The sequence below is a fragment of the Parvibaculum indicum genome (assembly GCF_011762095.1).
Lineage (GTDB): Bacteria > Pseudomonadota > Alphaproteobacteria > Parvibaculales > Parvibaculaceae > Parvibaculum > Parvibaculum indicum.
On sequence record NZ_JAASQO010000001.1, the window covers coordinates 171,851 to 192,445 of the forward strand.

Here is a 20,595-nt window from a genome sequence, read left to right on the forward strand (position 1 = left end):
CGGCGCGAACGCGCCTCCTCAGGATGAGGACCGTATAAATAACGACCTCATGCTGAGGAGAGCCGTCAGGCTCGTCTCGAAGCATGACGGACGCAAAACCGGGAGGCCCTCATGGCACGCAGCGTGCTCATCACCGATATCGCCCATTTCGTCGGCGCGCCCGCGGCCCGGCGGCTGATCGCGGATGGCTGCGCGGTCTACGGCACGGATGCGGGCTTTGGCGACGCCGCCGCCCGCGCCGCCTTCGAGGAGCGCGCGCCCGGCGTGAAAACGCTTGCCGAAACCGACCCGGAAAAGGCCGTGGCCGAGGTGATCGCCGCGGAAGGCAAGCTCGACGTGCTGGTGAACAACGACGCCTTCCCCGCGATCCGCGCGACGATCGACGCCTTCGCGGATGACGACCTCGAAGCGGGCTTCGAGGCGCTGGTCTTCAAATGCTTCCGGGTAACGCGCGCCGCCGCGAAACACATGAAGGCGCGCAAGGAAGGCCGCATCGTCATCATGTCGTCGGCCGCGCCCATGAACGGGCTCGCCAACTATTCCATGTATTGCGCGGCGCGCGGCGCGGCGAACGCGCTCGCCGTGGCGCTCTCCAAGGAACTCGCACCCTTCAACGTGTCGGTGAACGCGGTGGCGGCGAACTTCGTGTCGAACCCCGACTACTTCCCGCCGGAACTGATGGCCGACGAAACGAAGGCCGCGAAGATTTTGAAAAACATTCCGCTGAACCGCCTCGGCGAACCGGAAGAAGCCGCCGCCCTCGTCTCCTACCTCGCGGGCGAGGAAAGCGGCTTCGTGACGGGTCAGGTGATCGGGTTCTCAGGCGGTTGGGCGAATGCGCGGTGAATACTAATGCGAAAGAAAATCTGAGATCGTCTCTTTAAGTTTATCTATCTGAGATGGCGTTGTTTCGCACTCCCAAACAACTAAGACGTCCCACCCCATTCGCCGCAACTCATCTTGCGATCTGGTATCCCGCGCGACATTGCCTTGAAGTTTAGGTATCCAAAAGTCTTGCCTCGTTTTCGGAATTCGGCTTCGCCAACAATTAGCGTCTTTATGCTGGTGCCAAAAGCAACCGTGAACGAAAATGATTTTCTTAAGCCGAGGAAATACTAGATCCGGAGTACCCGGCAAATCGCGACGATTAAGTCTATATCTGTAGCCGAGCGAGTGGGCTAATTTCCTGACCACAAGCTCAGGCTTCGTATTCTTAGATCGGACGCGCGCCATTTGCGCGCTTCGCTCAGGGGTGGTTCGTTGAGTCAAAATTCCCGACGCAATATTTCAGCTTGCGCCTGATAAGTTCTATTTTCGCGATATAAAATTACCCTACTAGGAAGAACAGTTGCCTGCCAGCTAGGAGGAAGTGCATCAAGAATCAACTTCAACACATCTCGCATCGTTACTGTTTCAGCCGGAATTACAATTTCTAGATTCTGCATATCCGGATGCCCTTCTCCACGCGCTCCTTCGTATCGAAAAAGATAGGGAAGATAGGACTTCAATTCCTTTGCCACGTCCACGAGGGTGTGCTGGCCAGGAGGCAAAAATTCAATTGGGCGGTCTATGTCGATTGGATAATCCAAATCGAACTGAGCGGGATGTTGATTTTCGCGATTGTGTCCGGGGTCATTCGAACCAAAACCACTAAAATTCCAAGCGGGGCGCAATTCGTAGTGCCGTGAATATTCTTCAATCAACATTGTTTCTATATCAAAGGTCGAAAAGACAAATATCCTTGTTGCCTTAAACCCGACCTCCTTGGGAAGGAGATTATGCCTATGCTGAATACTATTAAAGTGTCTCGTTAGCCGATTTCGAAACCCTGCCTGAGCATCAGTTTTTCCTACGTAGACAAGTTCATCACGGAGAAACAATAAGTATGCGCCTTGTGCGCCCTCCGGAATTTTTCCAATGTTCTCCAAGTTCAAAGTTTCTATTTCTAGGTTAGAAAAGAAGCGCGGCAACTGCTCCCTCATAACGCTAGGAATATCCAGTTCAAACTCGCCGTAGCCCTTCATCAAGCCGCTCTTTTTCTCATCGACTTCAAGGAAGAGTTGTTGTTGACGACATCTCCTACAAGATGAGCCACAGCCTCGGAAAGTTCTGTGGGCACAGCATTTCCCAGCTGCCGCATATTCTCAGACCACGAACCAACAAATTCATAGTCATCCGGCAAACCTTGAAGCCGCGCCGCTTCGCGAACCGTAAGATAACGAACCTTACCTTTTTCCAAGGCAAGCATGTTCTCCCCTCCTGGGACACCATGCACGCCTGCCTTCAAAGCCTTCGCAGGCATATCGAGAGGACTACCGGTGTGGCCTGGATAAGACTTTGCTCCCGGCTGCAACACGTGGTTTGTCCAATCACCGGTTCCGGGTTCACCCAAATCCCAGATAGCATCGCGCACCGTTCGCCAAGGATTCCCATCTGGCACGATCATGCCCTGCTTCAACCGACGGACCGTCGCAATATCACTTTTCGCCGGTCCGCTCCTCGGCGGCCTAACTCCGTGCCTCTCCCAATATTCACCAGTCACCCATTGATCCCAGAGCAAACGCTCGCGAGAATGAGTCGCTTTCAATTTAGGGGGCAAAGCATCCAGATCTCGATGCACACCAACTATGATCACCCGATGCCTTTTTTGAGCCGCGCCGTAATCCGCCGCATTCACCTTGGTCAAAGCTACACGGTAAAGACTGTTGGAGTGTCTTTTTAAACGTGAAAGATGTTCCCCTCGACTCTCACCATCGCGAAGCCGATTTGTCGGATGCGCGAGTGCATTCAGAATCCAATCTAAATAATCAGAAAACGCCACGCGTGTGAGTCCACGCACATTCTCAAAAATGAAAGCACGAGGTTCGATCTCACCAACAGCTCTGACAGCCTCAGGCCACATATCGCGATCATCTTCATGCCCACGATGGCGCCCACCAATGGAAAACGGCTGACACGGGGGGCCACCAGCGACAAGGTCGATATCACCGTATCTCGACCAATCAACAGCGCGCACATCTTCCTGATGAATCGGCCAATCAGCCACATGGGTGATTTTTCTATCCACATTGTGCTGAACATTCGCTACGGAATGCCGGTCCCACTCGACCATCCGCTGCGAGCGAAAGCCTGCCCGAGATATTCCCAGAGCAAGCCCGCCACAGCCAGTGAACAACTCGACGCTGGATTTCACCCTTTTGCCTCCATGCAATTGATATGAATTTGGCCGACTCGCAGCGGTATCTCAATCCAAATGTCTCGGGCAGAACATTGGTCCGGCACAACATTTGGAGACAATTTGCACAACGTGTTACAGCGCGGCCGAGATAGTTCACTATTTGTTCCCGGAAATCTAGTGCAAAATTTTGTCAAAACTCCACTCCCCCCTCCCCGCATATGAGGAGACCGAGGCTTTGGGGGATGACAGCCCTCTTTCGGGTTTCCGAAGAAGCCAAAACATCAAGTGTCGTCCCGGCGCTCGTTACCGGGACCCATTGGCGGCCGCGGCATGTGGTGGATGCGAGGGGGTCCCGGCCACCTTCGTAAGCAAGGAGGGCCGGGGTGACACTATGAGGCGGCGCGCGCCTTACAGGGGCCGGAGGTGGCGGTACAGGAGGTCGGCGCTCTGGCCTCTTTGCTCCATCTGCGCGAACACCCGCTCGTAGAGATCGGGCAATTGCAGCGGATTGAGGGCGAGCAGCTCGCGCTTGACGAAGGGGCAGCCCAGAGACATCAGCGTGTCGAAATAATAGTGCTGCGCATTGAGCGCGTACCACGCGCCCTGCTTTCGCCCGCTGACGGTATCGCATTTCTTTTCCGCCGCGAGGAGCTCCGCCGGATAATAGGGCGTGACCGGAATATGCCGCTCGACGAACCACTGGCTGAGTTCCAGCTCGCCATAGCGGATGACATTCGCGCGGTGATCGTAGAAATCATATTGCCTGAAAAACGCCCGCGCCGCCTCCACCGCGTCCCGCCCGGAAAAGAGCAGATGCGAGCTTTGCAGGTGATAGGCATGGTCGAAGGATTCCGTCGCGCCCCAAAGCCCCGGGCCGCTCTGTTGCAGGCGCTGGAAATAGTCGGAGGGGAAAAGCGGGCCGATCAGGCCGTCATTGCCGAGAAAGACGCGCTCCGCCGCCGACAGCTCGTCGCCGAAGAAGTGAAAGGCGTCCTTGTAGCCGCCGAAATCCCGTCCGAGATTCCGCCGCCAGACGACCGTCGCATCGCCGAGGGGCGCGCCCTCCCCGGCCAGTTTCGCGAAGACGGCATCGAAATCCGGCATCCGGCCGGCCGTGACGATGAGGACGGGCGAGAACCCGACCCCGGCCAGGGCGGCGGCCAGCGCGAAAGGCGTGAGGCGACCGTTGCCGCCGGGCCAGAAGGTGGAAATAAACGCGATCCGCGCGCCGATGGGCCCCCGGCGGATGAGTTTCAGCGACCCCGTAGTCGAGCGCCGGAACAGCCGGGCCTTCCGCCTGTCCGTCGTTTTTCCGTGCAGGAATGTATCGAGGCGGCGCCGCAGGCCTTTCTTTCCCATGTTCTCCAGTTCCACGCGATGGCCCTCAGCCAGCATCGCGACCGACCGCCGACTCAGAATCTATCTTCGCTCAAGGGTAGCAGTCCGGAATCGAGAAGACATGCCGGATATTCCCGGAATGGCGCGCGTGAGCGGGCGTCATGGGGCCCGCGGCACGGGCTGCCGCAACGGCACCGGGCCGTTCCGGCGACACCTTCGGGGGCCTCGCCCCTATACAAAAGCCCCGCAAACCTCTAGGAACAGCGGCTCGCCCCGCCCCCCGCGCGCGCCCTGGCCTGAAAAGGCGGCCGCGCCCGGCGGGCACCCCGTTCCGAAAGACCCGACATGACGAATTTCGAGGGGATTTTTCCCCCGCTTGCCGCCGCTTTGGAAAAGCGCGGCTATGAAACGCTTACCCCCGTGCAGCAGGCCGTGCTGGCGCCCGAGATGGCGGATGCCGATGCGCTCGTCTCCGCCCAGACCGGCTCCGGCAAGACGGTGGCCTTCGGCCTGACGCTGGCACCGACCCTGCTGGGCGACGAGCACTATTTCCCGCGCGCAGGCGCACCGCTGGCACTCGCCATCGCGCCGACGCGCGAACTGGCGCTGCAGGTGAAGCGCGAACTGGACTGGCTTTACGAGCCGACGGGTGCCGCCATCGCCTCCTGCGTGGGCGGCATGGATATGCGGACCGAGCGGCGGGCGCTGGAACGCGGCGCTCATATCGTGGTCGGTACGCCGGGGCGGCTGCGCGATCATATCGAACGCCATTCGCTCGACATGTCCGCCCTTCGCGCCGTGGTGCTCGACGAGGCGGACGAGATGCTCGATCTCGGCTTCCGCGAAGACCTGGAATTCATCCTGGGCAGCGCGCCGGAAACGCGCCGTACCCTGATGTTTTCCGCGACCGTGCCGCGCGCCATCGCGACGCTGGCGAAAAACTATCAGCGCGACGCAGTGCGTATCACCACGACCGCCGAGCGCGAACAGCATGCCGATATCGACTATCAGGCGATGACGGTCGCGCCGCATGACCGCGAACACGCCATCATCAATGTGCTGCGCTTTCACGAGGCGCGCAATGCGCTCGTCTTCTGTTCGACGCGCGCGGCGGTGAACCATCTGACGGCGCGGCTCAACAATCGCGGCTTTTCGGTGGTGGCGCTGTCGGGCGAGCTGAGCCAGAGCGAGCGGACGCACGCATTGCAGGCCATGCGCGACGGGCGCGCCCGCGTCTGCGTCGCGACCGATGTCGCCGCGCGCGGCATCGACCTGCCGGGGCTGGAACTCGTGATCCATGCCGACCTGCCGACCAATCCCGAAACGCTGCTGCACCGCTCCGGCCGGACGGGCCGCGCGGGCCGCAAGGGCGTCTCCGCGCTCATCGTGCCGGTGAATGCGCGGCGGCGCGCCGAACGCCTGTTGCGCATGGCGAAAATCAATGCCGACTGGACGCCGCCGCCTTCCGCGCAGGCCGTGATGGAACGCGACAATGACCGCCTGCTCGCCCATCCGCTGCTCGCCGAACCGGTGAGCGAGGAGGAGCGCGCCATGGTGGAGGCGCTGCTGGAAAAGCATGGCGCCGAAGGGCTCGCCGCCGGCTTCATGCGGCTGGCGCGCGAAGGCAAATCCGCGCCGGAAGACGTGCAGCCGATCGCCGAGCGGCCCGAACGCGGCGAGCGCCGGGAGCCGCGCGAGAAGAAGGAACGCCAGCCCTTCGGCGAGGCGGTGTGGTTCCGCCTGTCGGTGGGCCGCAAGCAGAATGCCGAACCGCGCTGGCTCCTGCCGATGATCTGCCGCGCAGGCGATCTGACGAAGCGCGATATCGGCGCGATCCGCATTCAGGCCGACGAGACCCATGTGGAAGTCGCCACCGGCGCGGCGGACGCCTTCCTCGCCGGGCTCGGCGACAACATGACGCTCGAAAAGAGCATCCGCGTCTCGCGCCTCGACGAGGACGCGCCGGAAGCCCCCTCGCATGAAGGGCGGCATCACGAACCGCCGCGCAATGCGCCGCCGCCGAAGAAGCCCAAAAAGAAATCGACGAAGAAATATGCGGGCAAGCCCGAGGCGACGCATCGCGCAAGGCCGAAGCCGCCCGAAGGCGCCGTCGCGCCGAAGGCGAACCCCTTTGCCGGCTATGCGGACGAGGCCAGCGGCACAGGCGCAGCACCTGCGAAACCGAAGGGCAAGAAGAAACCCGGCCCCAGAAAGCCGGGCGGCTTCAAGGGCAAGGCCGGCGGCCCGTCGAAGGCGGCGAAGGCGAAGTTCGGCAAATCGAATTTTGCCAAGGCCAATACCGGAAACAAGGCCGCAAAGGGAAAGCCCAAAGGGAAGCCGCAAAAGAAGGGGTGAGGCATTCCTCTTCATGTGTCATCCCGGGGCTCGTCCCCGGGATCCACTCCCCTCCGGTCGCCGCAATGCCAATGGGTCCCGGCAACAAGTGCCGGGACGACGGCATCCCTTGTTACATATTCAGCATCGCGACGGGACCGAGCGTGGCGCCGATCTCGTCGTTGATGACGAGATCCGCGATCTCGTCGAGCTCGGTCGGATCGCGATTGATAATGACGAGCCGCGCGCCGTTCCGTTTGGCGAGGATCGGAAAGCCCGCCGCCGGATAGACCTGCAGCGACGAACCGATGGCGATGAAGAGATCGCAGAGAAGCGTCGCCTCATGCGCGCGCTCCATCTCCGCCTCCGGCATGGCCTGGCCGAAGGAAATCGTCGCCGTCTTCACATAGCCGCCGCAGGAGACGCAGAGCGGCGCCTCGCCCGTTTCCTCGAAGGCGGCGCGCAACGGTTCAAGCTCGTAGCGCTCGCGGCAGTCGAGGCATCTGGCATAGGTCGTGTTGCCGTGCAGCTCGATCACCTTGTCGTCGGGCACGCCGGAATCCTGATGCAGATTGTCGATATTCTGCGTGATGATGTGGCTGATGCGGCCCTCGTCGGCGAGCTTGGCGAGCGCCATATGGCCCTTGTTCGGCATGGCCTTTGCGAAGCTCTCATCCATGGCGAATTTCCGCCGCCAGGCTTCGCGCCGCATTTCGTCGGATGAGATGAAATCGTCGAAATAGATGGGCGCCATCTTCGTCCAGATGCCGCCGGGCGAGCGGAAATCGGGAATGCCCGACTCCGTGCTGATGCCCGCGCCCGTGAAGGCCACAATGCGATGCGCCTCCGCTATGGCGCGCTTCAGCTCGTTCATGTTCGTTCCCTTTGACTTTCGCGTATCGACGTGAATCATGCGGGCTCAGGAACCGAATTTCAATGCAGGGCCTATTTCCGGCCGTCATGGCCCGGCTTGTCCGGGCCATCCACGTCTTCCTTCGTTGCCGCCAAGACGTGGATGCCCCGCATGAAGCGGGGCATGACGAAACAGGGAAAAGCCAACGGAGAACCGCTATGAAATACCTGCACACCATGGTGCGCGTCAGCGACCTCGACGCTTCGCTGGATTTCTACGTGAACAAGCTGGGGCTGGAGAATATCGGCCGCTTCGACATCGAAGAGGGCCGCTTCACGCTGGTGTTCCTCGCCGCGCCCGGCCAGAAGGAAGCCCAGGTCGAACTCACCTGGAACTGGGACCCGGAAGAACTCGGCGAAGGCCGCAATTTCGGCCATCTCGCCTATCAGGTGGAAAATATCTACGAGACCTGCCGGAAGCTCGCCGATGCGGGTGTCACCATCAACCGCCCGCCCCGCGACGGCCGCATGGCCTTCGTGCGCTCGCCCGACAATGTCTCCATCGAATTGCTGCAGGAAGGCGCGCCGCTACCGCCGCAGGAGCCCTGGGCCTCGATGGAAAATACCGGCCACTGGTAAACCGGGACGACCGGTCTCCCGGCACCCGCCCCCGGAGAGCGCCGACGCGCGTCAGACGTCCCGGGCCATCAGTTCGATGACATTGGCGGTGTCGGTGAATTCCGCTGGCTTCGTGCCCTCGGCCAGTTCGCCGCGCAGATAGTACCAGCCGACCGCACCGACGATTTTTCCGTCCCGGTCATAGAAGGGCGCGGCATTGGAATCGATGTTGAGCGACCGCTCGGTGATCTCGTTCTTGAGCACGATCTTCTCGTCGCGCACCGTCTCGCCGCGCAGGGCCCGCGGGATGACACGGCGCTGCCGCGTCAGCGGGGTCACGCCGTCCGCCTCGAACAGGCCGACCGCGGAGGCGAACTCGCCCGGCGTCCCCCGTTCCATCAGATCGCCGACGAAACGCCGCGCGAACCGGTTCACATAGACGGGCCGGTTGTCGGTATCCATCACCACGATGCCGACGGAGAGACCGTTGAGCGCGGTCATCATCATCGCCCGCATCTCGTCCTTTTCCGCTTCAGCCTCGCGCAGGCGGTAGAGATTGGAGAGTTCGACGGTCACGTCGCGGATGCGGACCACCCAGTAGCGCTCGCCCCGTTTCACGGAGAGCTTGCAGGCCGCCATGCCGAGCGCGACGTCGCACTCCGTCACCGCCTCGCCGCTTTCCATGGCGCTCGTCACCAGACGGCAGAAATGCGCGAGCCCGCCCGAACAGACATCGGAGAGCGGCCGGCCCTCCAGATGGGGATCGCCCGGCGAGACGAGCCGCCGCGCATTGTCGTTGACCGCAACGATCCGGCGCTCGGCGGACAGCACAAGCGTCGCATGGTCCGCCGTCGCCAGCAGATCCTGAAGAATGATATCCGGCACTTCAGTCACCTTTTCGACCCAAATTCCAACGGACACCCTGATTCAGAATTATGGGACCGGCTTACGGTTTTATTAAAACTCGGACCGTTCTCCTTTTGAAACATCTTGATCGCCATCGCCGTAACCATATTATTTTACGGCAATACGATTGTTATACTTTGAGTTATTTCTTCTAATAAAACAAATTCAAGAAAAGGCCGCGTGAGGGCATCTTTTCCAAATCCTGCGCCGTAATGATCTGCCGCCATTACAGGCAGACGAAATAGGGCCAAATTAATTGCAGATAACGCACACATCCGCCGTTTTCCGGCCCGGCCGGGGCTTTGTTGCGTCAATGAAAGAGAATGGCGCCGCCCGTCAGGGAGCGGCGCCGCCGCCCTTCCCCGCCCCGTCTTCGGGAAAGATGCGCGGGTCCGGCCGCCCGGTGATGAGCCGTGCACGGCGCTGATAGGTGACGTATTCCCACGCCCAGCTGAAGGCGACCGCGATGCGGTTGCTACCTGATAGAGCAGCGGCTGGAAACAGGGATAGCTCTGCCGGTCGATAAGCGTGACGTCGACGGGCGCATCCGCCAGCCCGCTCGCCGCCTCGAGCCCGCCGAACCCGCCGCCCACGATGACGACGCGCGGACGGTTTCCGGTCCGAGGCCCGTGAGGGTTTTCCATCGAAACGCTCCCTGCTGTCTCCGGCGTCCGGCATTGGACGCCCCGGACGAAACGGGTGCAATATAGCGGCGGGTCCCCGGCGAGAGGTCAGCCCAGTCTCCGGCGCGCGAACGCCACGATACGGGCAATCGCCTCGCGGGCTTCCGGCAGCATGTCGGCATTGAGCTGCCAGACATGCCAGACCTTGGGCCAGACCTCGATCGTGGTCTCCACCCCCGCCTTTTGCAGCGCATCGGCCATCTGGGTGCTGTCGTCGCGCAGCAGCTCCTTCTGGCCGACCTGGATGAAGGTCGGCGCCAGACCGGCCAGATCGCCGAAGAGCGGCGAGAGGAAGGGATTCTTTTCGTCGCCGCCCGGACAATAGGCCGCCTCCAGGCTGTCCATCATCTCGGCCACGAACAGCGCGTCGGCCTCGGCGTTTTCCTGCCGCGACGCGCCGCTGCCGGTCATGTCCGTCGCGGGCGAGAGGCAGACAAGGCCGGCAGGCTGCGGCAGCCCCTCCGCCTTGAGGCGCAAGGCCAGCGTCAGGGTGAGGTTGCCGCCCGCGCTGTCGCCGCCGACCAGAATGGCCGAGGGCGCGATGCCCATATCGAGCAGCGCCTTGTAGGCGGTCACGCAATCGTCCAGCCCGGCGGGATATTTATGCTCCGGCGCGAGGCGGTAATCGATCGCATAGACGGGGATGTTGATGTCCCGGGCGAAACGCCAGGTCAGCGGGCGATGGGTGAGCGGCGAGCCGCCCACGAAGCCGCCGCCATGAATATAGAGAAAGGCCGCGTCCTGGCGCGGTTCCGCCGAGGTGAGCTTTTCGGCCGGTACGCCGCCCAGCGAGAGCGGCGTGGCCTCGATCTCCTTCGGCAGTTTGGAGACGCGCGGTTCCATCTGCTTCATGATCGGCCGCAGAAGCTGGACGTCCGGATTCTTCCTGAATTTCCCCTTCACCTGCCAGCGAAGCAGCCACTCGATCAGCGGGCGCTGGATACTCATGAATCTTGTCTCCCCTCTCGAAATGCAGTGGCGGGCATTATCGAGATGCGAAGCCCCGGGGGCCACCCCTATTTCGTAAGGGAATGTGGGCGGCCCGGCGCGCCGAGTGGCCTACTCGGCCACGACCAGTGCCGCTCTGGCCACGCCGGTATTGCCGTTGGCCTTGTCATAGGCATAGACGACGAGTTCGTAGCGGCCGGGCTTAGGCGTCGCCAATTCGCCGGCGAACATGCTGGTCTCGCCGGCATAGGCGAGCGGGGTTTCGCCCGCTTTCTCGCCATCCTTGTAGAGAAGGCCTTTCACCTCATAGCCGTCGGCATCCCAGAGGCCGCCGGGGGTGATGGGGCAGCCGCACATCATCGTTACTTTGGCTTTGAGCGCGACGGGCTCGCCCGAGGCGGATGCGACGATGGGCGTGGCCGGGGCCTGAAGCTCCACGACGAAACCGGGAAGCTCCAGCACCCAGCCGTCGCCGCCGGTAAGATCGCGGCCCGGCACGACCCATTGCGTGGCGCTGGCGCTGTGCGCGGAGGCGGGATGTCCGAGCGGGCCATAGGCCTCCACCTCGATGAGGCGCGGCGCATCGAGATCGAGCGTGGCGGCGAATTTCGCCGCGCTGTCGTCGGCCATCGGCGCGCGGCGGTCGCCGCTTTCATGCATCAGGAGTTTCGTGTTGCCGGTGCCGCCTTCGGTGAGGCCCTGGGCCAGCACCTCGCCCGTTTCGGCATCGGAGAGCGTCACGCGCATGCCGCCCATGCTGGTGCCGATGAATTTCGCGTCCTTGCTGAGAACGCGGACGGTGATGTCCGTCGGCTCGGCCTGCGCCAGCGTGGCGCCGCCAAGGGCGAAGGAGAAAAGGGTCGCCGCCAGAAACCGTGTCGCGCGCATCGCATTGCCTCGCATCCGTGATGAAATTCACGGAATTAAAGCGTACTTAGCCGGAGCCCGGCTAGGGGAAGAGGCAAAGATTTCGGAGAAAAGCGAGTGGTACGCCCTAGGGGAGTCGAACCCCTCTTTCCAGAATGAAAATCTGGCGTCCTAACCGATAGACGAAGGGCGCATACCTGCTCGCGGCATTGCAGCGGAAATCTGCAAGCGAGGCCGCCTTATACGGCTCCAGCGGACGGATTGCAAGCCCCGGAAAGCCCGGAAATACCTCGTTTTTCCGAGATTTCGCTCAAGGCGCGGCATCGCGCGCGGCCACCGCGTCCTCGATCTGGAACTGGACGTCGCGGCGGCCCTGCCAATCGTCGGATTTGAGGCGTCCGGCAAGATGGAGCGCGCCCGCGCCCTTGTCCATCAGGAGCGCGCCCAGAGGCGATTCCGCCGCCCGGAAGGCAATGGCTTTCAGCCGCCCGCCATCCTCCGCGCTGAGGATGCAGCGGACGTGATTCTTGCCCACGATGTCGGCCCGGACGACCCGGACCGAGGGGAGCGCGAAACGCGGCTCGGAATTGCCCGCGCCATAGGGCCCGGCCTGCTGGAGAAGCTCGTAAAGGTCGCGTGTCGCGCCGCGCAGGGAAAGCGCCCCGTCGAGCCGCACGGCGCGCGATTCCGACGCCGCCATGACGGGCTCTTCCAGCCGCTTCGAGAGGAAATCCTCAAACGCTGCGAGCTTGTCTTCCTTCAGCGTGATGCCCGCCGCCATGGCATGGCCGCCGCCATTGACGAGAAGCCCGGCCTCCAGCGCCGCGGTGACGGCGCGGCCGAGATCGACGCCGTTGATGGAGCGGCCCGAGCCCTTGCCCTCGCCTTTGCTATCGATGGCGACGACGAAGGTGGGGCGCTCGTATTTGTCCTTGAGGCGGCTTGCGACGATGCCGATGACGCCGGGATGCCAGCCCGCCGCATGAGCGAGGATGAGCGGCGGCGGCGTGTTGCGCCGCTGGGCGGAAAGCCTCTCCTCCACCTGCGCCATCGCCTCTTCCAGCACGCGGGCCTCGATGGCCTGCCGCTCGGCATTGAAGGTGTCGAGCGCTTCGGCGAGTTCGCGCGCCTCGTCCGCATTGTCGGTGGTGAGCAGGCGCGCGCCGAGATCGGCCTTGCCGACGCGCCCGCCCGCATTGACGCGGGGGCCGAGCAGGAAACCGAGATGATAGGGATTGGGCGCGCCTTCGAGCCGGGCGACCTGGCCGAGCGCGGTAAGGCCGATATTCTTGCGCCGCGCCATGATGCGCAAGCCCTGCGAAACGAGCGCGCGATTGAGCCCCAGAAGCGGCACCACATCGCAAACCGTGCCGAGGGCGACGATGTCGAGCCAGTCCATCAGGTTCGGCTCGTCGCGCGTCTCGAAGAAACCGCGCTGGCGCAGCGCCCGGTTGAGCGCGACGACAAAAAGGAAGGTGACGCCCACGGCGGCGAGCTGGCCGAGGCCGCTCTCGTCGTCGAGCCGGTTGGGGTTCACCAGCGCATGGACGGGCGGTAGCGCGGGCTCGGCCTGATGATGGTCGAGGACGACGGTATCCAGACCTTCGTCCTTCGCAACGCCGAGCGCCTTGTGCGCCATGGTGCCGCAATCGACGGTGACGAGAACCTTCACTCCCTCGCCCGCCAGCCGCTTCATGGCCGGCGCGTTGGGGCCATAGCCTTCGTCGATCCGGTCGGGGATGTAGATGCGCAAGGGCTTGCCGAGCGCGGAGAAATAGCGATGCAACAACGCGCTGGAGGTCGCGCCGTCGACATCGTAATCGCCGAAGACGGCGACCTTCTCGTCATTGGCGACGGCCTCGGCCACGCGGGCGGCGGCCTTGTCCATGTCCACGAGCACGCTGGGGTCGGGCATCAGCGTCTTGAGGCTGGGGGTCAGATAGGCCGCGACCTCCTCCGGCGCGATGCCGCGCCCGGCCAGCACCCGCGCCACGATCTCCGGCAGGCCCTCGCGCTGCGCGATCGCCATGGCGAGGCGGTCGTCGGCCAGACGGCTCACCCATTGGCGGCCGGTCGCGGAACGCTCCACGCCGAGAAAGGATCGGTCGGAGGCGGATGACGGGGCGGCGAGGCTCATCGCGCGCTCGCTATGGGGGTTGAGTCGGGCATGGGGCGAGGATAGCGCGGGGACGGGGTCCGGGTCGAATGGATGTGTGGCGTTATTCTCCACCAAACAAAACCTTGTCATCCCGGCCTTGTGCCGGGATCCAGGGGCAACAGAGTCAGTGCTTGCGGCCCCTGGGCCCCGGGACAAGCCCGGGGTGACAGCATCATTTGGTGCCCGTCCTGAGCCCTATCGGATAACGCCGTTGTTTTGCCTCACGAACTGATCACCACGTCCTCGTTCTTCACTTCCTGGAGGAATTCGGTGCGGGCGGCTTCGCGCATTTCCTCCGCGCGCGGGGTTTCGGATTTGGTCCAGCGGTCCATCACCACGCAGGCGACGAGGTCGCCCGTGATGTTGAGGCTGGCGCGGAAGCGCTCCAGGATGCGGTCGAGGCCGATGATGAGCGCGAGCCCCGTCAGCGGCACGCCGACGCTCGACAGCACCGAGGCAAGCACCACAATGCCGACGCCCGGCACGGCGGGCGTGCCGATGGAGGCGCCGACCGTGGTGGCGATGAGCGCGATCAGGACGCTCGCCGGCAGGTCGATCTGGTAGAGCTGCGCCATGAAGATGGTCGCAAGCGCCTGATAAAGCGCGGTGCCGCCCATATTCATGGTCGCACCGAGCGGCACGATGAATTGCGAGAGCGAGGGCCGCACCTTCAGCACTTCCTCAGCCGTCTTCACCGTGACGGGCATGGTGGCGGCGGAAGAATTGGTGGAGAAGCCGAGCAGCAGCGGCTCGCGGATCGCCTTCAGCATGAAGACGGGCGAGCGACCGCCCAGCACCATCGCCGTCAGCAGATAGGCGACCAGCAGCACGAGCATGCCGAAGACGACGACGGCGGCATAGGCGACAAGCCCCGTCAGCACGTCCGGCCCGGTCTTGATCATGACCTGCGCCAAAAGGCCGAACACGGCGACCGGCGCAAAGCGCATGACATTGGCGACGATGGCCATGCTGACTTCCTGCACCGAGCCCAGGAGCTCGAAAAGCGGCTTGGACGACGCCACCGGCACGCTCAAAAGCCCCACCCCCAGCACGATGGCGAAGATGACGATCTGGAGCATGTCGCCCCTAACGATGGAGCCGAGCGGATTGGAGGGCAGCACATCCGTGATCTTGCCGGGCAGCTCCTTCAGCCGGGCCGCCGGATCCTCGTTCGCATCCTCTTTCGCCTTTTCGACCTCGGCGGCGACCATCTCGCCGACCGGGCCCTGAAGCTCGACCTGCGGCGCGACGGCGCGGTCCACATAATCGCCGGGCTTCAGCGTGAGGCCGATCACGATGCCGAGCACGGCGGCGGCAATCGTGGAGACGACGAAATAGACCCCGAGCCCCATGCCGGTGCTCTTGAGCTGGCGCACATCGGTCGCCGCCGCGATACCCCTGACGATGGAGGCCAGGATCAGCGGCACGACGATCATCTGGATGAAGACGAGAAAGAGATTGCCCGGCAGCGCCAGCCATTCGCCGAGCGCATTGGCGACCGGGAGGGACACGAACCCCGAATCGGGATTGAGGAAGAGACCGGTGGCGATGCCCAGCACCATGCCGATCAGCACCTGCAGCCAGAGGCGGCCCCGGGTCAGCCGGTTGAGCGGATCGGTGAGGAATTTCAGGCTCTTGGGAGAGACGTTTTCCAGCGTGGAGAAGAGCTTTCCGAGCATCGCACCGCCTTGTGGTTCCGGTTACCGGCTTCTAGACGATCATGCTGCCCCGGCCCTTGAGAAAGATCAAAGGGCGGGAGTGGTTCTCCATGAAGGCGTCATTGCGAGCGCCAGCGAAGCAATCCAGAGCCCCGCGGCACGGGCTGGATTGCTTCGTCGGCTGCGCCTCCTCGCAATGACGAGGATTACTTGAACTTCTCGATGCTCGGATGGAAGGACTTCACCTGGCGGACCGTCTTGGTGGAGGAGCGCATCACGATGGAATGGGTGGTGATGCCGCCGCGCACATTGTGGATACCGTCCAGCAGCCAGCCCGGCGTGACGCCGGTGGCGGCGAAGATGACGTCGCCCGAGGCCATTTCCTCAAGCTCGTATTTCTTGTTGAAATCCTCGACGCCCATTTTGGCGGCGCGGGACTTCTGCTCTTCCTTCTCGGTGACGAGACGGCCCTGCATCTGGCCGCCGATACAGCGCAGCGCCGCCGCCGCCAGTACGCCTTCCGGCGCGCCGCCCTGCCCCATATAGATATCGACGCCCGTATCGGGATCGGTGGTCGCGATCACGCCCGCCACGTCGCCATCGGTGATGAGCTGCACCCGGGCGCCCGCCTCGCGTACCTTGCGGATGATGTCGGCATGGCGCGGCCGGTCGAGAATGCAGGCCGTGATCTGTTCCACCGCCACGCCCTTTTCCTTGGCGAGCGCGCGGATATTGTCGACGGGGTCGGCATCGAGATCGACAAGGCCCTTGGGATAGCCGCCGCCAATGGCGATCTTGTCCATATAGGTGTCGGGCGCGTTGAGCAGCGTGCCGCCCTCCGCCGCCGCCAGCACGGCCATCGCATTCGGCATCGCCTTGGCGGTGAGCGTCGTGCCTTCCAGCGGATCGAGCGCGATGTCGACCGCCGGTCCCTTGCCCGTGCCGACCTTCTCGCCGATGTAGAGCATGGGCGCTTCGTCGCGCTCGCCCTCGCCGATCACCACGACGCCGTCGATGTCGAGGACGTTGAGTTCCTTGCGCATGGCATCGACCGCGGCCTGGTCGGCCTGCTTCTCGTCGCCCCGGCCTACCCAGAGCGACGACATGACAGCCGCGCGTTCCGTCACGCGCGCCATCTCCAGCGCCAGCATTCTGTTCAGACCTTTAGATTTCGCCGCCATGCGGACCCCCGTCTAGTTCGCCCGGTCGCCGGGCATCAGGTTCAGACCAATTGTTTTATTCTTCTAGCGAAGCTCGCCATCCTCGATGCGGATCATCAACGGCTCGCCTGCCACATCTTCATGGGCCTTCAGCAGATCCATGGCGCGCACCATGGTCGCCTCGTCGCATTCATGCGTGACGAATACGACAGGAAGACGACCGCTGGCATCGCTGCCGCCCCCTTTCTTGTCCCCCTTCGGACCGCGCTGGACAATGCGTTCGATCGACACGGAGGCCTCCGCGAGCGCCTTTGTGATCGCCGCCATGCTGCCCGCCCGGTCCACCGCGCGCAGACGCAGATAATAGGCGCTCTTGTGTTGCGCCATGGCCGACGGGGCTTTCGCCTTCAGCCGGTCCACCGGCAACATAAAGGGCGAAACGACGAGACCGCGCGCAATATCGATCAGATCGGAGAGAACGGCGGAGGCCGTGGGCCCCTCGCCCGCGCCGCGGCCTTCCAGCACCGCATGGCCGATCCGGTCGCCATCGACCGCCACCGCATTATAGACGCCGGAGACGGCGGCAAGCGGCGTGCCGACCGGCACGAGCGCGGGATGCACGCGCTGCACCAGCCCGTCGCCGATCTTCTCGGCAATGGCGAGCAGCCGGATCTTGTAGCCGAACTCGGCGGCGAAATGGATGTCGGTCGCGCTGATCGTCTCGATCCCCTCGATATGGACGGTATCGAAATCGAGTTCGGTGCCGAAGGCGAGCGTGGCGAGGATCGCCAGCTTGTGCGCGGCGTCGATACCGCCGACATCGAAGCTCGGATCGGCCTCGGCATAGCCGAGATCCTGCGCGTCCTTCAGCACGTCGGCGAAGTCGCGGCCGGTTTCCTCCATCTCGGTGAGGATGTAGTTGCAGGTGCCGTTGAGAATGGCGTGGATGGAGGCGATCTCGTTCGCCGCCAGCCCCTCGCGCATCGCCTTGACGATGGGAATGCCGCCGGCCACCGCCGCCTCGTAATTGAGGGCGACGCCGCTGGCCTCCGCCAGCTTCGCAAGCGCGACGCCGTGATGGGCGACCATGGCCTTGTTGGCCGTGACGACATGCTTGCCGGATTTGAGCGCGGCCTCGGTGAGGTCTTTCGCGATGCCTTCCGAACCGCCGATGAGTTCGACCACGAGATCGATGTCGGAGGCGGCGGCCAGCGCCATCGGATCGTCTTCCCAGCGCATGGACGAAAGGTCCACGCCGCGATCCCTGTTGCGGTCGCGCGCGCTGACGGCCACGACCTCGACCGAACGCCCGCACACGGCGGTTAGCCTGTCGCCCTGGGCGGCCAGTATCTTGAGCACGCCCGCGCCAACCGTTCCGAGCCCTGCGACCCCTATCCTCAATGCCTCGCTCAAAACGCCTCGCTTAGTCTTTCATTCTACTTCTGTTATTGCCGCCATGCTTCGAGACGCGGCTTCGCCGCTCCTCAGCATGAGGTTTGTCGTTGTCGGCCCTCATCCCGAGGAGGGCCGCAGGCCCGTCTCGAAGGATGGATTGCTTCGGCGCATTCGCGCCTCGCAATGACGCCTGATCCATTTCCAAACTCTACGACCGGCCCGCCCGCGTGGCGCTGGGATGGTCCACGACCTTGCCGCTTTCGGCCTCGTAATCGGCCAGGATCCTGTCGGCGTTCTGCATGAACTTCTTCACGCTGCGCGCGGCCTGACGGATGCGCTGCTCGTTCTCGACAAGGCCGAGGCGCACATGGCCGTCGCCATACTCGCCGAAGCCGATACCGGGCGCCACGGCAACATCCGCATGCTGAAGAAGCAGCGTAGTGAAGGCGAGCGAGCCCAGATGCGCGAACTTCTCCGGAATGGGAGACCAGGCGAACATGGTGGCGGGCGGCGCGGGAATGTCCCAGCCCGCGCGCGACATGCTCTCGACCAGAACGTCGCGCCGCGTCTCATAGGTCTTGCGGATTTCCTCCACGCATTCCCACGGCCCGTTGAGCGCGGCGGCGGCCGCGACCTGTACCGGCGTGAACGCGCCATAGTCCAGATAGGACTTCACGCGGCCAAGCGCGCCGATGAGCTTTTCATTGCCGACGGCAAAACCCATGCGCCAGCCCGGCATGGAGAAGGTCTTGGAGAGCGAAGTGAACTCCACCGTGCGCTCCATCGCGCCCGGCACCTCCAGGACGGATGGCGGCGGGGTCGCATCGTCGAAATAGATCTCGGCATAGGCGAGATCGGAAATCAGATACATGTCGTGGCGCGCGCAGAAGGCGACGACTTCCTTGTAGAAGTCGAGGCTGGCGACCTGCGCCGTCGGGTTCGACGGGTAGTTGATGACGAGCGCGATGGGCTTGGGCACCGAATGGCGCACGGCGCGCTCCGCGCTGGCGAAAAAATCGCCCTCGACATCCATCGGAATGTTGCGGATGACGGCCCCCGAAATGATGAAGCCGAAGGCATGGATCGGGTAGCTGGGGTTCGGCACCAGGATCACGTCGCCCGGCGCGGTGATGGCCTGGGCGAGGTTCGCCAGCCCCTCCTTGGAGCCGAGCGTGGCGATGATCTGGCTTTCCGGATCGAGCGTCACACCGAAACGGCGCTTGTAATAGGCGGCCTGGGCCCGGCGCAGCCCCGGAATGCCGCGCGAGGAGGAATAGCGGTGGGTGCGCGGGTCGCGCACCGTCTCCACCAGCTTTTCCACGATATGGGGCGGCGTCGGCATGTCCGGATTGCCCATGCCGAAATCGATGATGTCACGCCCCTGTGCCCTCGCCTCGGCCTTGAGCTTGTTGACCACTTCAAAGACGTAGGGCGGCAGACGTTTGATACGGTGAAATTCTTCGCTCATGGCTCAATCCAGTGGCGCCGGGGGCGGGTTTGCGCGCCGGCTGCCGGTTCAAATCCCTCCAGCCCGGCCCGCGAGGGTGCGACTCGTGACGTTCGGACGCGCGGAAAGGCTTGGGTTCAGGGCGCTTCTTATAGCTTCAACTTGCCGCCGCGACCATGCAAATTCACAGCGCGGCACATGGGATAAATCCACCCGAATTGCGGGTGGATTATGACGGGAAAGCGCCGGGATCGGGGCCGGAACGTCCGCCCCGGCCGGCCCGGACGCCGCCGCCCGGACTTAGCGGGCCACCTCGGCGGTCCGGCTGACCTGCTGGCCGGCGGGCGCCACGTCCACGTCGCCGGTGGGCGCGGCGGCGATGTTCTCGTCCTCGCCGGTGGGGGCCGACGCGGCTTCTGCCGCGGCAACCGCGTCCTCGTCCGCGCCGTCCGACGGCTTCTGAAGTGCGGCGAAGCTGTCGTGACCGCCCCGCCCGGGCATCGGAATGGCGCCCTTGGCGTCATATTCGGACTGCTTTTCCATATCTTCCATGGAGCTTTCCGGCACGTCCTTCAGCTCGGGCACCGGGCTCGGCTTCACCGCCTCCGGCGCGGGCGCGGGCGGCTCGGTCCCGCCCCGCAGCGCCTGGTCGGAATGCATCGCGTTCTTGCGGTCGGAAACGAGGCCCTCGGCGATGTCCTCGCGCTCATCGAGCGAGGTGGTGACCGGGGCCTGGCCCGGCACGTCCTTCAGATCGGGATAGTTTTCATTGGAGGTCGCGGGCGCGGGCGGCTCGTCGCCGCCGAAGATGCCGCAACCCGCCAGCGTGGCAGCAAGAAGAATCGCGGCGCCCGCGCGGGTAATGGCGGTATGCCTGGCGGCCATCCGCCCCTCGCCGCCGATTGAACGCCCTGCCACTTTGCCGATCTTCATTGTCTTCTCCCTGACTTGCCGCAACGGACCGCCCCGCCCGCTGCCAAATTCCTGCAACATCTATCGAATATGCCGATTTCTCGCCGCCTCACCCCTTGGCGCGGGACGCACTCTGCGCTT

At 63.7% G+C, this 20,595-nt stretch carries 17 protein-coding genes, 1 tRNA gene and 1 pseudogene; 3 read left to right on the top strand and 16 right to left on the bottom strand.

Annotated elements, in window-relative coordinates; genetic code table 11:
• The first annotated feature begins 111 nt into the window (after window positions 1-111).
• The gene (locus FHS78_RS00840; RefSeq protein ID WP_167089331.1) at window positions 112-846 is read left to right on the top strand and encodes an SDR family oxidoreductase; all 735 of its coding nucleotides are present in this window, start codon (window positions 112-114) and stop codon (window positions 844-846) included.
• 3 nt (window positions 847-849) lie between these two features.
• Here the strand turns inward: FHS78_RS00840 and FHS78_RS00845 are convergent, their stop codons facing one another.
• From FHS78_RS00845 to FHS78_RS00860, 4 genes are all read right to left on the bottom strand, one after another.
• On the bottom strand, window positions 850-1,269 hold the full coding sequence (locus tag FHS78_RS00845) for a very short patch repair endonuclease (RefSeq protein WP_167089332.1): 420 nt from the start codon (window positions 1,267-1,269) through the stop codon (window positions 850-852).
• Window positions 1,266-2,024 carry a GIY-YIG nuclease family protein gene (locus tag FHS78_RS00850; protein ID WP_167089333.1) on the bottom strand — a complete coding sequence of 253 codons (759 nt, stop codon included), beginning with the start codon at window positions 2,022-2,024 and terminating at the stop codon, window positions 1,266-1,268. The genes FHS78_RS00845 and FHS78_RS00850 overlap by 4 nt, the downstream gene beginning before the upstream one ends.
• The gene (locus tag FHS78_RS00855; protein ID WP_167089334.1) at window positions 2,024-3,193 is read right to left on the bottom strand and encodes a DNA (cytosine-5-)-methyltransferase; all 1,170 of its coding nucleotides are present in this window, start codon (window positions 3,191-3,193) and stop codon (window positions 2,024-2,026) included. The genes FHS78_RS00850 and FHS78_RS00855 overlap by 1 nt, the downstream gene beginning before the upstream one ends.
• A 393-nt stretch (window positions 3,194-3,586) precedes the next feature.
• Entirely contained in the window at window positions 3,587-4,573 is a 987-nt protein-coding gene (locus FHS78_RS00860; protein WP_167089335.1) for a rhamnan synthesis F family protein, read from the bottom strand.
• 288 nt (window positions 4,574-4,861) lie between these two features.
• Between FHS78_RS00860 and FHS78_RS00865 the strand changes: the two genes are divergently transcribed.
• Window positions 4,862-6,871, top strand: coding sequence for a DEAD/DEAH box helicase (locus FHS78_RS00865; protein ID WP_167089336.1), 2,010 nt, complete (start codon window positions 4,862-4,864; stop codon window positions 6,869-6,871).
• A gap of 112 nt (window positions 6,872-6,983) precedes the next feature.
• Here FHS78_RS00865 and FHS78_RS00870 read toward each other — a convergent pair whose 3' ends face one another.
• On the bottom strand, window positions 6,984-7,724 hold the full coding sequence (locus FHS78_RS00870) for an SIR2 family NAD-dependent protein deacylase (protein ID WP_167089337.1): 741 nt from the start codon (window positions 7,722-7,724) through the stop codon (window positions 6,984-6,986).
• A 197-nt stretch (window positions 7,725-7,921) separates the two neighbouring features.
• Here FHS78_RS00870 and FHS78_RS00875 point away from each other — a divergent pair, with 197 nt between their 5' ends.
• Complete coding sequence (locus FHS78_RS00875) at window positions 7,922-8,341, top strand: VOC family protein (protein ID WP_167089338.1); 420 nt, start codon at window positions 7,922-7,924, stop codon at window positions 8,339-8,341.
• A gap of 51 nt (window positions 8,342-8,392) precedes the next feature.
• Here the strand turns inward: FHS78_RS00875 and FHS78_RS00880 are convergent, their stop codons facing one another.
• The 11 genes and pseudogenes from FHS78_RS00880 to FHS78_RS00930 form a co-directional block, all read right to left on the bottom strand.
• Window positions 8,393-9,205 carry a PAS domain-containing protein gene (locus tag FHS78_RS00880; RefSeq protein ID WP_167089339.1) on the bottom strand — a complete coding sequence of 271 codons (813 nt, stop codon included), beginning with the start codon at window positions 9,203-9,205 and terminating at the stop codon, window positions 8,393-8,395.
• Between the two features lie 473 nt (window positions 9,206-9,678).
• Window positions 9,679-9,870 (bottom strand): annotated as a pseudogene (locus FHS78_RS00885) (FAD-dependent oxidoreductase); the annotation flags it as partial.
• An 87-nt stretch (window positions 9,871-9,957) separates the two neighbouring features.
• Window positions 9,958-10,857 carry an alpha/beta hydrolase gene (locus tag FHS78_RS00890; RefSeq protein WP_167089340.1) on the bottom strand — a complete coding sequence of 300 codons (900 nt, stop codon included), beginning with the start codon at window positions 10,855-10,857 and terminating at the stop codon, window positions 9,958-9,960.
• A gap of 111 nt (window positions 10,858-10,968) precedes the next feature.
• Window positions 10,969-11,745 (bottom strand): hypothetical protein, encoded by a 777-nt coding sequence (locus FHS78_RS00895; protein WP_167089341.1) that lies wholly within the window; start codon window positions 11,743-11,745, stop codon window positions 10,969-10,971.
• Window positions 11,746-11,842: 97 nt separating this feature from the next.
• Window positions 11,843-11,917: transfer RNA gene (locus FHS78_RS00900), tRNA-Glu, on the bottom strand.
• Between the two features lie 117 nt (window positions 11,918-12,034).
• Window positions 12,035-13,861 (bottom strand): single-stranded-DNA-specific exonuclease RecJ, encoded by a 1,827-nt coding sequence (gene recJ, locus FHS78_RS00905; RefSeq protein WP_167089342.1) that lies wholly within the window; start codon window positions 13,859-13,861, stop codon window positions 12,035-12,037.
• A gap of 242 nt (window positions 13,862-14,103) precedes the next feature.
• The gene (locus FHS78_RS00910) at window positions 14,104-15,561 is read right to left on the bottom strand and encodes a dicarboxylate/amino acid:cation symporter (protein ID WP_167089343.1); all 1,458 of its coding nucleotides are present in this window, start codon (window positions 15,559-15,561) and stop codon (window positions 14,104-14,106) included.
• A 185-nt stretch (window positions 15,562-15,746) separates the two neighbouring features.
• Window positions 15,747-16,721 carry a class II fructose-bisphosphatase gene (gene glpX / locus FHS78_RS00915; RefSeq protein WP_167089344.1) on the bottom strand — a complete coding sequence of 325 codons (975 nt, stop codon included), beginning with the start codon at window positions 16,719-16,721 and terminating at the stop codon, window positions 15,747-15,749.
• A 63-nt stretch (window positions 16,722-16,784) separates the two neighbouring features.
• Window positions 16,785-18,113 (bottom strand): homoserine dehydrogenase, encoded by a 1,329-nt coding sequence (locus FHS78_RS00920; protein ID WP_167089345.1) that lies wholly within the window; start codon window positions 18,111-18,113, stop codon window positions 16,785-16,787.
• A 190-nt stretch (window positions 18,114-18,303) separates the two neighbouring features.
• Window positions 18,304-19,563 (bottom strand): LL-diaminopimelate aminotransferase, encoded by a 1,260-nt coding sequence (locus FHS78_RS00925; RefSeq protein WP_167089346.1) that lies wholly within the window; start codon window positions 19,561-19,563, stop codon window positions 18,304-18,306.
• 279 nt (window positions 19,564-19,842) lie between these two features.
• Window positions 19,843-20,475: a hypothetical protein gene (locus FHS78_RS00930; protein WP_167089347.1), complete on the bottom strand. Its 633-nt coding sequence runs from the start codon at window positions 20,473-20,475 to the stop codon at window positions 19,843-19,845.
• Window positions 20,476-20,595: the final 120 nt, after the last annotated feature.

Coding starts and splice junctions, on each gene's coding strand:
- FHS78_RS00895 (WP_167089341.1), bottom strand. CDS start 11,745: ATGCGCGCGACACGGTTTCTGGCGGCGACCCTTTTCTCCTTCGCCCTT.
- FHS78_RS00890 (WP_167089340.1), bottom strand. CDS start 10,857: ATGAGTATCCAGCGCCCGCTGATCGAGTGGCTGCTTCGCTGGCAGGTG.
- FHS78_RS00870 (WP_167089337.1), bottom strand. CDS start 7,724: ATGAACGAGCTGAAGCGCGCCATAGCGGAGGCGCATCGCATTGTGGCC.
- FHS78_RS00865 (WP_167089336.1), top strand. CDS start 4,862: ATGACGAATTTCGAGGGGATTTTTCCCCCGCTTGCCGCCGCTTTGGAA.
- recJ (WP_167089342.1), bottom strand. CDS start 13,861: ATGAGCCTCGCCGCCCCGTCATCCGCCTCCGACCGATCCTTTCTCGGC.
- FHS78_RS00930 (WP_167089347.1), bottom strand. CDS start 20,475: ATGAAGATCGGCAAAGTGGCAGGGCGTTCAATCGGCGGCGAGGGGCGG.
- FHS78_RS00875 (WP_167089338.1), top strand. CDS start 7,922: ATGAAATACCTGCACACCATGGTGCGCGTCAGCGACCTCGACGCTTCG.
- FHS78_RS00840 (WP_167089331.1), top strand. CDS start 112: ATGGCACGCAGCGTGCTCATCACCGATATCGCCCATTTCGTCGGCGCG.
- glpX (WP_167089344.1), bottom strand. CDS start 16,721: ATGGCGGCGAAATCTAAAGGTCTGAACAGAATGCTGGCGCTGGAGATG.
- FHS78_RS00850 (WP_167089333.1), bottom strand. CDS start 2,024: ATGAAGGGCTACGGCGAGTTTGAACTGGATATTCCTAGCGTTATGAGG.
- FHS78_RS00860 (WP_167089335.1), bottom strand. CDS start 4,573: ATGCTGGCTGAGGGCCATCGCGTGGAACTGGAGAACATGGGAAAGAAA.
- FHS78_RS00910 (WP_167089343.1), bottom strand. CDS start 15,561: ATGCTCGGAAAGCTCTTCTCCACGCTGGAAAACGTCTCTCCCAAGAGC.
- FHS78_RS00925 (WP_167089346.1), bottom strand. CDS start 19,563: ATGAGCGAAGAATTTCACCGTATCAAACGTCTGCCGCCCTACGTCTTT.